The 10565-nt window shown below is 62.0% G+C and carries 10 protein-coding genes; 3 read left to right on the forward strand and 7 right to left on the reverse strand.

Annotated elements, in window-relative coordinates; all coding sequences use genetic code 11:
- Positions 1–243: 243 nt before the first annotated feature.
- On the reverse strand, positions 244–663 hold the full coding sequence (locus A7K61_RS29125; protein ID WP_069558895.1) for a chemotaxis protein CheY: 420 nt from the start codon (positions 661–663) through the stop codon (positions 244–246).
- Positions 664–834: 171 nt separating this feature from the next.
- Between A7K61_RS29125 and A7K61_RS29130 the strand changes: the two genes are divergently transcribed.
- The 3 genes from A7K61_RS29130 (at position 835) to A7K61_RS29140 (ending at position 2980) form a co-directional block, all read left to right on the forward strand.
- Positions 835–1671: a 5'-nucleotidase, lipoprotein e(P4) family gene (locus tag A7K61_RS29130; protein ID WP_069558896.1), complete on the forward strand. Its 837-nt coding sequence runs from the start codon at positions 835–837 to the stop codon at positions 1669–1671.
- Between the two features lie 93 nt (positions 1672–1764).
- On the forward strand, positions 1765–2322 hold the full coding sequence (locus A7K61_RS29135; RefSeq protein ID WP_047711271.1) for a helix-turn-helix transcriptional regulator: 558 nt from the start codon (positions 1765–1767) through the stop codon (positions 2320–2322).
- An 85-nt stretch (positions 2323–2407) separates the two neighbouring features.
- Positions 2408–2980 (forward strand): HD family hydrolase, encoded by a 573-nt coding sequence (locus tag A7K61_RS29140; protein WP_069558897.1) that lies wholly within the window; start codon positions 2408–2410, stop codon positions 2978–2980.
- A gap of 9 nt (positions 2981–2989) precedes the next feature.
- Here A7K61_RS29140 and A7K61_RS29145 read toward each other — a convergent pair whose 3' ends face one another.
- From A7K61_RS29145 to A7K61_RS29170, 6 genes are read right to left on the reverse strand one after another with little or no spacing between them, the layout of a single operon-like run.
- On the reverse strand, positions 2990–3412 hold the full coding sequence (locus A7K61_RS29145) for a RidA family protein (protein WP_069558898.1): 423 nt from the start codon (positions 3410–3412) through the stop codon (positions 2990–2992).
- 11 nt (positions 3413–3423) lie between these two features.
- Positions 3424–5007: an FAD-dependent oxidoreductase gene (locus A7K61_RS29150; protein WP_069558899.1), complete on the reverse strand. Its 1584-nt coding sequence runs from the start codon at positions 5005–5007 to the stop codon at positions 3424–3426.
- 12 nt (positions 5008–5019) lie between these two features.
- Positions 5020–5943 carry an ABC transporter substrate-binding protein gene (locus A7K61_RS29155; RefSeq protein WP_069558900.1) on the reverse strand — a complete coding sequence of 308 codons (924 nt, stop codon included), beginning with the start codon at positions 5941–5943 and terminating at the stop codon, positions 5020–5022.
- Between the two features lie 18 nt (positions 5944–5961).
- Positions 5962–6735, reverse strand: coding sequence for an amino acid ABC transporter ATP-binding protein (locus A7K61_RS29160; RefSeq protein WP_047711276.1), 774 nt, complete (start codon positions 6733–6735; stop codon positions 5962–5964).
- Entirely contained in the window at positions 6728–7699 is a 972-nt protein-coding gene (locus A7K61_RS29165) for an amino acid ABC transporter permease (RefSeq protein WP_069558901.1), read from the reverse strand. The genes A7K61_RS29160 and A7K61_RS29165 overlap by 8 nt, the downstream gene beginning before the upstream one ends.
- 19 nt (positions 7700–7718) lie before the next feature.
- Positions 7719–10112 (reverse strand): TonB-dependent siderophore receptor, encoded by a 2394-nt coding sequence (locus A7K61_RS29170; protein WP_069558902.1) that lies wholly within the window; start codon positions 10110–10112, stop codon positions 7719–7721.
- Between the last annotated feature and the right edge of the window lie 453 nt (positions 10113–10565).

Genomic DNA, 10565 nt, shown 5'->3' on the forward strand with positions numbered 1-10565 from the left:
GGCCGTTACCGCAGCAATGGATATGTACACAATCCAACTGTGTCGCCTGCCAGACCGCCTTCGCGAGCAAGCCCGCTCCCACAGCAAGCTGCCTCGCCACAGGTCCAGCGTCGCGTCGAAGTTGGGTAGATACCTATGCTCATCGCAGGCAAGCCAGCGCCTTCATTTGACATGCATCCCCTGTGGACGGGCTTGCCCTCATGCCGATGAGTTAAGCAAATACGATGCTCAAAGCAATGAAGCTCAACGCGTGGGTGACATCCCGGCGACGCGCGCCATCGCCGCCGGGTCGAGCATTTCCAGGCAGCGGCACAGGGAATTGAAATCCGGCGACTGCGACAACGACAGATGCAAGGTCTGGCTGGCCGACACCGGCACCATCGACCGCTGCGCGCACTGCCCGTCATAGAGCAGCGCATGCCGGATCATCGGATTTTCTCGGCAGAACTTCAGCAGGTCGACCTGGCGCGAACGCACCAGCGCGGTGTTGATGATCAACAGGTCGAACATCACGCCGTTCGAGCGCGTCAGCGCCTCCACTTCTTCGAATGAGCTCAAGGGGGCGATACGGTGATAGCCCAACTGGTTGAGCATCTTCTCGATCTTGACCCGCTGCAGATGCTCTCCATCGGCGATCAGAAAACGTAACGCTTTATTGGGCATAGGCAAACCTGGCAGATGGGCAGCGACGACGATCCTTCAACGCTCGCTACATTACCCGCCAAGGGTGAAGCCTGGCTTTAAGACGATTCCGAAACGGCAACGAGCCGCGAGCCTCGCAAGTGATTAGACTGGCGTGCAGACCACGCCACCCCGTTCTTCGAGACCCAGCCCATGCGAAACCTGCTCTTTGCCAGCCTCTGCTTGCTCACCACCGCCCTCGCGGGCTGCCAGCAACACCCGCCTGCCAACGACCAACTCGACGCCGTGCTCTGGACTCAGACCTCCATCGAGCACGAACTGATCTACCGCCAGCTCTTCGCCAATGCCACCCGCCAACTGGACGTCGCCCTGGCCGACCCGAGCTGGGACGCCCTACCCTTTGCCCCACGCAACCTGGCCGGCTTGCCCCCGGCCGTGGTGGTGGACATCGACGAAACCCTGCTGGACAACGTGCCGCTCAACGCTCGCGACATCATCAACAATCAGGTCTATTCCTACGATCGCTGGAATACCTGGGTCGAGCAGGCCAAGGCTCAGGCGCTGCCAGGTTCCGTGGCGTTCCTGCAAGCGGCCAGACAAAAAGGTGTCAAGGTGTACTACCTCACCAACCGCGAGCACAGCCAGGTCGCGGCCACCGCCAAAAACCTGCGTTTGCGCGGCTTTCCGATTGAAAGCGACGCACAGATCCTGGCGGCCAGCACCCCCACCGGCCACTGCGAAAGCGCGGGCTACGGCAAGCAGTGCCGCCGCCAGTGGGTCGCCAGCCATGCCCGCGTGCTGTTGATGGCCGGTGACTCGCTGGGAGATTTCGTGCAAGCCGAACACAACACCCTGGATGCACAACGCAAGGCCGTCGAACCCTATGTGAATTGGCTAGGCCAGCGTTGGTTCCTGCTGCCCAACCCGAGCTACGGCAACTGGTATAGCGCGCCGTATGGGGATGATGAGAGCTTGCCGTTTGCGCAGAAACGCAGGCTCAAGCAGCAGGCATTGCTGTTGCAGGAATAGAGAGTAACCATGTGGGCCGTTCATCCCACTCATTTGCACCACCGCCCTCTTGTCATCACACTCGTCATCAGCCCGCCAACTCAGGAATCACAGATGCCTCACTCGTTGCTCAAGCCTGCCTTGCCCGGCATTGCGCTGCGGCGGTGGCGTTTGCTGCACCGCATCAAGCAAAGTCATGCGGCGCAGTTGTTCAACGTCACGCAATCGACTATTTCGCGCTGGGAAAGTGGCGTACAAGCGATGGATCCGGCTGCGCATCAGCAGCTAGAGCAGCTGTTGGCAGCCCGGCTTGATGCAGCCGCCGATCAGGCATTGGCCCGGCTGGTCAGTGAGAGTTCGCAAGCGATGCACCTGGTATGCGACCTGACTCACCGCCTGCTCGCGTGTTCGCCCTCCCGCGCACGCCAGTTCAGCAGCCCCCTCGCCGATCTCATGGGCCAGTCGCTGTGGCGTTTCGCAACGCCGCAAATCCAGCGGGTCGAAGCCACACTGGAGCATACCGGCTGGCGCGAAACCCAGGCACCACCGGCCCTGGAATTCATCACTGGAAGCAACGATTCCAACCTCGTGCCCATACGCCACAGCCTCTGTCGCTGGACACGTATGACCCTGAGCGATGGCAGCGCAGCACGTTTGGTCGAAACACTCTGAAGCCCACCGCGCATACTTTATGCGTGGACGATCTGCACTCCCACACCTAGGCTTACCTGCACAACCGACCTTGCGGGGCAGCAGCATGGACATGGAAAAAATCAAAGGCCGTCTCGACTTTCTGCGCGAGGCGGAAAAACTCAAGGATGTGCTCAGAAGCGCCCACACGGCTTCGGGTCGCACTGAAAGCACGGCCGAACACAGTTGGCGCCTGTGTCTGATGGCGATGGTGTTCGCTGATCAATTGCCCGGCCTGGACCCGCTGAAAATCCTCAAGATGTGCGTTATCCATGATTTGGGAGAAGCCATCCACGGCGATGTCCCTGCGGTTAATCAGGTGGCCTTTCCCAACAAGGGCGAACAGGAACGGCGCGATCTGCTGCTCTTGGCGCAGTCCCTGGACAGCCCCCTGAAAGCCGAGATCCTGACGTTATGGGATGACTACGAGAACGCGCTTTCGCCGGAAGCAAAAGCCGTCAAGGCCATGGACAAACTGGAGACCCTGCTGCAGCACACCCAGGGGCTGAACCCTCCCGATTTCGATTACGCCTTCAACCTGGCCTACGGCAAAAAACACACAGATGCCCAACCCTTGTTCGAAGCGTTGCGGGCACTGATCGATCAAGCGACAGAGCAAAGGCTCCACGCCGCAGAGTGACGGGTGTGATCACACCGCCCTGACCGCAATCGCCTCCACCTCCACCAACGCCCCCGGCAACGGCAACGCCACTACTTGCAACGCGGTGCGCGCCGGTTTGTTCGGCTGTTCGGGCGTGCCAAAGAACTGGGTATAACCGCGCTGCAACCCGGCAAAATCCAGTTTGCCATCGGTCTCTTCGGCGCCGACCAAAAACACCCGTAACTGCACGATGTCGCCCAGGTCCAGGTCGTGTTGACGCAGGATCTGACGCAGTTTGTTGAACACTGAAACGCTCTGCACTTCAGTGTCGCCATACACCCCAGGTACCTTCGGGTCGGCGGGGTCCGGTAGCGTGCCGCTGACAAACACCAGGCTGGCCGAGGCCGGCACGGTGACGGTTTGCGAGATGGGGAATTCGCCGACGCTGGTGCGTTGGATGCTGTCGCTCATGGTGAGGCTCCTCAGGATGCGGCCAACGCCGCGAGTTGGTGTTGTTGGGTGATGCGCTCGGCCAGTTGCGCGACCACATGGCGCGCCGAGTTGGCTGCCGACTCCTGCCAGATACCCACGCCGCTTTGCACCAGGCCGTCGCCGGCGAAATACACGCGGCCATGGGGCTGTTCAAGCAGGGCGTGGGCCTCGGCGGGGAAGTGTTCGCGTTGCAACCACGGGCCTTCGCTGTAGGGGATCTGCTCCCAGGACACCGCCAGTGGATTGCGCAAATGCCTGGAATAACCTGGATGCAACAGCTCCACGGCGTGTCGGGAGGCGGCGTACTGCTGATCGAGCGGTTGGACGCCAAACACGTCGGCGCCCTCGCCGGTCACGTAACCGGCCACCAGCACGCCTTCGCGGGTGTTGAGGTCGTTGCTGGGGTACCACAGCAGGCGCGCCGGATGCTCGATCCACGACAAGCCGCCGTAGGTACGGTAGTCGGTCTCCCAAAAGCGCGGGGATTGCCAGGCCACCTTGGTCGCCTGGTCGCTGCGAGTGCTGAGCAGGGCCGCCTTGACCGGTGCGCTGAAGTCCGTATCGAGCTTGGCCAGCAGGGGCAGCGGTAAGGTGGAGACCAGAAAGTCGGCACGCACCACCTGTTCGCGGCCACTGTGCTGGTCGTGGTAGCTCACCGCCACGCCGTCCTCCAACTGGCGAATCTGCCGCACCTGGGCGCCCAGTTGCACCTGCTCCTGCACGCGTCGGTAGAGGGCGTCGGTGATGCGGTCCATGCCGCCCACGGGCTGGAACATGGTGGCTGAAAATTCCGGGAATTCGGTGTGCAACAAAGCGCCCCAGAGTTCCGGGTGCAGCAAGCGCTCCAACCCCAGCGGCTTGTGGCGCGCGGGCAAGGCGCCAGGGTGAGCGGCAGATTCAAGGTGCCCGGAGCGCAGGGTCCCTTCAAAAGCCAGCTCTTGGGACAGGTCACCGTACACCTGCAAAAAACCGAGCAGGCGTGTGCGCTCTTCGCCACTTAATACATCATCGAGAGCGTCGCGTTGCACCGCCTTGGCCAGCAACCCCGACAGATGCCCGCGGGTATCGTTGAGCGCCTGGCCGACGCTGAACGCTGCCTGGCTCAAGTCCGGTCGCACCTGGGCACCATGACTGCTGTTGACCAGCACTTCCAGGGGCACGCCCAGTTCACTGCAATAGTCGAGGATCGTGCGGTGCTGGCTGGGAATACGCGCCGGCCCGGCGTTGAAATACTGGTCAGGGTCAAACCCCACCGTTTGCGAGCGACCGTCCTTATAGTCCACGCGGTCGCCGTGGCGCAGGGTCCAGGTACGGCCACCCACGCGCTCGCGGGCCTCCAGCACCTGCACACTGAAGCCGGCGCGCGTCAACTCCAGCGCAGTGACCAGCCCGGCAATTCCGGCGCCCAGCACCAGTACACGGGTGCCCTGCCCCAGGCCGTCCTTGAGTTTCAGTGGTTGCGGTCGACGGTGTGACGATGGGCCCAGGCCCAACACTGCCAGTGCATCCTTGACCGCTTTCTCACCGCCCACCGCTGCGATACTCGACAGCGCTTCACGTCGTGTCAGTCCCATGTCTGTACCTCCTTAATCCGGCAGCCCAGGCGGGTTGATCAGCGACTGGTCGACCCGTTCCACATCCAGGCCCCAACGTTGCAGCACCTGCGCATATTGCCCCCCGGCAATCGCACCTTGCAGGGCGGTGTGAATCGGTTTGACCAAGCCGTTGTCCTTGCGCGTGGTTACCGCGATATCGGCCTGCAACGGCCAGCCACCGTTGACGGTGCCGACGCGCTTGATGCCGCCGGTGATCGCCGCCGAATAGGCGTACACCGAGTTCGGTCCGAACAGTGCGTCACTGCGTCCCGACTGCACCGCCAGTTGTGCGGCGGCCTGGTCGTCGAAGTACTGCAACAACGCAGGTTTGAGACCGGCTTTCTCATTGGCCTCGTTCCAGGCCAGCAGGACCTTTTCCTGGTTGGTGCCGGAGCCGACGATGATCTTCAGCCCGGCAATGTCCGCCGCCTGCTTGATCTCATTGATCTTGCTGGTGCTCTTGACGTAAAAGCCGAGCACATCCTGGCGGTAGGTGGCGAAGTCGAAGCGTTTTTTGCGCGCCTCGGTCACGGTGACGTTGCTGATCACCGCGTCGTATTTGCCCGAGCTGACGCCCAGGGGCCAGTCTTCCCAACTGGTCTGCACCACGTTGAGTTGCAGACCAAGGCTGTCGGCCACCAATTGGGCGGTGTCGGCCTCGCTGCCGATGGTGGTCTTGTCGTCACTGGCCAACAGCGCCAGCGGTGGCCCGGCTACGCCTGACACGGCCACGGTGAACTTGCCCGGCTGGGCGAACTTGAAGCCCGGCGGGATCTGCGCGATGGCCGCTTCATTGCGTGGCGCATGGATGCGCGGGCGGTCGGGGCTGAGGTCGACCTGTTGCACGGCGAATGCGCTGTGGGCCGTGGCCCCGGCAATGGCCAACAGGGCGACACGGGCAGTGGTGATAAACATGGGCAGTCACTCCTTGAACTAAAGCACTTTGCCGAGAAAGGCCTGGGTGCGGGGATGTCGGGGTTGGCGCAAGATTTGTTCGGGCGGGCCTTCTTCGATCAGTTGACCGTCGCAGAGGAACACCACGTGGTCGGCCACTTCGCGGGCAAAGCCGATCTCATGGGTGACGATCACCAGGGTCACACCCAGTTGGGTCAGGCCCTTGATCACGTCCAGCACCTCGCCCACCAGTTCCGGGTCGAGGGCCGAGGTGGGCTCGTCGAACAGCAGCACTTTGGGGTCGAGCGCCAAGGCCCGGGCGATGGCGACGCGTTGCTGTTGGCCGCCGGAAAGCTGGCGCGGGTAAGCGTCGGCCTTGTCCGCCAGGCCGACCTTGGCGAGCAGTTCATCGGCCTTGTCACGGGCCTGCACCCGGCTCCAGCGCTTGTGCGCCAGGGGCGCTTCGGCGATGTTTTCCCAGGCAGTGAGGTGGGGAAACAGGTTGAAGTTCTGGAACACAAAGCCCACGTCGATACGGCGCTTGAGGATCTCGCGTTCGGTGAGTTCAAACAGCAGGTCGCCTTTGCGCCGATAGCCGACGTATTCACCGTCGATGGTGATATGCCCGCTGTCGATCTTCTCCAAGTGGTTGATGGTGCGCAGCAAGGTGGACTTGCCCGAGCCGGACGGCCCGAGGATCACCGTGACCTTGCCAGGGTCGATGCTCAGGTCGATATGATCGAGTACCTGCTGGTTGCCAAAGCGCTTGCCCACGCCCTGGATCTGAATGCGCCCGGCGCGTGCTTCAGGCATGGGCCTTCTCCTTGAACCAGCGGCGCACGCGCTGCAGCGGCGTGGGTGGCAGCACCCGCGCGGTGCCCCGGGCGAAGTGGCGCTCGACGTAGTACTGGGCGCTGGTGAGCGCGGTGGTGATGATCAGGTACCAGACCGTGGCGACGATCAGCAACGGGATCACCGCCTGGGTGCGGTTGTAGATGACCTGCACGGTGTAGAACAGCTCGGGCAAGGCCAGCACGTAGACAATCGAGGTGCCCTTGACCAGGCCGATGATTTCATTGAACCCCGACGGCAAGATCGAGCGCAGCGCCTGGGGCAAAATGATCCGGAAGATGCGTCGAGAGGCCGGCAACCCCAAGGCCGCCGCCGCTTCATGCTGGCCGGCATCCACGCCAATCAGCCCACCGCGAATGATCTCCGCCGCGTAGGCCGCCTGCATGAGGCTCAAGCCCAGGACGGCCACGGTAAATTGGCTGAGCACATCCACCGTCGACCACTCGGCGAACACCAGGTCGGTGAACGGCACGCCTAGCACGATGTGGTCGTACAGGTAGGCAAAGTTGTAGAGGATGATCAGCACCAGCAGGGCCGGCATCGAGCGGAAGAACCAGATATAGCCCCAGGCCAACGCCGCCAGCAACGGCGAACCCGACAGCCGCGCCAGGGCCAGCGCGGTGCCCAGCAGGATGCTGAACACTGTGCTCAGCAGCGTCAGCAGCAACGTCTGGCCCAGCCCGCGCAGCACCGAGGGCGAAAAAAACCACTGGCCGAACACCCCCCATTCCCAGCGCGGGTTGGTGGCCAGAGAGTGCACGATGGCGAGTAATACCAGCGCGGCGAAAATCGACCCGGCCCAGCGCCAGGGGTGCCGGGCCGGCACCACGCGCAACGCCTTGATCGGCGTGGCGGCACGGCGCTGGTGCAGCGGTTGGGCGCTGACTTCATTCAGCAGGTCATAGGGTTTGGCGACAATGGGCATGTTCTTTTCCTCGCAGGCCTCAGAAGGCGTAAGTCAGCCGGGTGTAGTAATACCCGCCGGTAAAACCGTAGGGCGAATAGGTGCCGTAGCTGGCAACCATGGTGCTGCTCGGCACCCCTTGTTTCTTGGGATAGAGGTCGAACAGGTTCTTGGCGCCGATGGCGATGTTCAGGTCTTTGGTGAGGCTGTAGCCCAGGTCGAGGTCGGTGATCCAGCGGGCGTTGTAGACCCGGTCCAGGTCACGATTGGCCGATGAGTTCACTTCCTTGTACGAGCCGTAGCGGGTCAGGGCCAGGTTGAGGTTGAAGCGTTCGATACTCCAGTCACCGCCCAGGATCAGCTTGGTGTTGGGTTGCACGCCGGTGATCAGGTTGCGCGCCTGGCGGTCCATCAGGTCGTAGGAGGTGCCGAGGATGTCGGTAGATGCCCTGTAGTTGAGGATTTTGGTCTGGTTCCAGTTGAACGCGGCGGTCCACTTCAGCGCGCCGAACGCGCCCAGGTCCTGGTTGTAGCTGCTGACCAAGTCCAGGCCTTTGGTGCGAGTGTCGGCACCGTTGATAAAGTACTGGCCGCCGGAGGTGGAGTTGATGCCGTTGTTCTGCAGCACCTGGGTGACTTCCGGGCCCAGCAAGGTGCCGGTAAGGGTAATGCGGTCACGCAGGTTGATCACGTAGGCATCGGCGGTGAAACTCAGGCGGTCGGTGGGCGTGAGCGTAAAGCCCAAACTGAAGTTGGTAGAGCGCTCGGGCTTGAGCTCCTGCGCGCCTAGTGCCTGGGCCGCCGCCGAACCCACCGGCAACACGCCATAGTTGATCGACTGATACACCCCATCGACGACGCCATAGGTGGTGGAGCGCGCACTGAACAGGCTGTTGGCCAGGGACGGCGCACGAAAGCCATTGCTCACCGTGGCGCGCACTGCGAACTGCGGGGTGAAGTCGTAGCGGGTGGTCAGCTTGCCGCTGCGGGTGGCGCCCACGCCCTCGTTGTAATGCTCATAACGCACCGCTGTGCCGACGTACCAGTTAGGCAAGGGGTTGAAACCCACATCCACATAACCGGCCAGGCTGTTGCGCGAGGCGCTGCTTTCTTCGTCCGGTGAAATACCATTGGTGACCTGCGCCCCGGACGATGCGCAGTTACCCGGCGCCACGCAGTAACCGCCATTGGCATAAGACGCGTAATCGCCGGCTTGCACCTCGTAGGTGTCGCGCCGATGCTCGAAGCCGTAGGACAAGTCCATAGGCTTTTGCAGTCCGATGTCGAAGCCACGCTTGAAGTCCAAGTTGGTGGTCAGCTCGGTGGAAATCCAGGTGCCGGAGGTGAAGCTGTTCGGCGTGGCTTGGCCCAGGGAAGGGTTCTGGTTATGGGTGGTGCCCTGCTCCGCTTCGTTGCGCCCATAGGTGGTAGACAAGTCCCAGTCCCACTCGCCCACAATGCCCTTGCCACCGAACGCCGCCTGGAAGTCGTCCTCGTCGATGTACCAGGTGGGGGTGTACCCGGCCGGGTAACCGTTGGGCCCGCTAGTGATGGTGTTGGTGATGGTCGGCAGGCGGAAGTTCTGCCCCTGCTCGGCCTTGCGTCGCGAGTAGGTGGTGAAGGAATAGAGGCTGAGGCTGTCGTCGATCGGCAACTCGGCGTTGTAGCCCAGGGTCAGCAGGTTGGTCTTGGGCGTACCGTAGCCGCCATAGGTGGACTTGCCCGCCAGGCCATAGGCTTGCTCATAGGTGTAGCCGTTGGCGCTGGCCTTGTTGTCATCGTTCTGGCTGCGCGCATCCAGGGCCAGTTGCACGATGCCGCCGTTGCCGATTTCGAAGCCCTTGTTGAGGCTTTGCTGCACGGTCTGTTTCTTGCCGTCGTAGCCAAGGCCGGCGTGGGTCACCGAGGTACCGCGGGTGTCGGCCTTGAGGATCACGTTGATCACCCCTGCGATGGCGTCAGACCCGTATTGGGCAGCCGCACCATCGCGCAGCACTTCGACATGGTCGATGGCGCTGATGGGGATCAGGTCCAGATCAGCCGGCGCCGCGCCGGTGTTAATGCCGTTGATATTCAAGGTGGCACTGGTGTGGCGGCGCTTGCCGTTGACCAGCACCAACACTTCGGCGGCGCTCAAACCCCGCAGGTTCGGTGCCCGGGCAATGCCGCTGGCGTCCCAACCGGTTTTTTCCGGCAGGGTCAGCGACGGGATCACCGCGCTCAACGCCTCCATCAACCCGGGCTTGCCGGTGTTTTGCAATTGCCGGGCGCTGACCACGTCAATCGGCACCGGGCTGCTGGTGACCGTACGCTGCTCGGCGCCACGGTTGCCGGTCACAACGACCGTAGACAAAGTGCTGTCTTCCTGGGCCTGCGAAGCTGCGGCGAACAGCGACAGGGTCAGGGCAGCAGTAGGTTGCAGAATGTGCTTCATATCCATTCCCAGCTTTTTCCAAATCGCAAAGTCGAGCAGGCACGCGCCAGGCGCGGCGGAGCCGATGTTCAAAGGGGCGATACGGCGTGGGCTAGGTGTGGGGCAAGCGAGGGGTTTGAAGTGGCAACATGCGTTGAGCTCCCGTCCAACGACTCTGCGGCGGCGGGAGGATTACCCGGTCAGGCGCGCAGAATCTGAATCACGCTGGGTACCATCCGAGGTCAGGGGTAGGCTGTTGGGATCAAACATAACGGAATGGATTTTAAAAATATAATGCTATTTGGGCATAAGCTAATATTCTCTACTTTCATTATTTTTAAAAATAATTATTCATAAAAATGATTTTTAATCTGAGCGCGCAGGACGCTAAAAAATGTGGGAGGGGGCGTACTACCGATGACCGTGGGCCAGTCAAAATACATTCACTGACACGCCCCCACCGCAACGGTAACT

Source organism: Pseudomonas sp. AP42 (genome assembly GCF_001728935.1).
GTDB classification, from domain to species: domain Bacteria; phylum Pseudomonadota; class Gammaproteobacteria; order Pseudomonadales; family Pseudomonadaceae; genus Aquipseudomonas; species Aquipseudomonas lactis.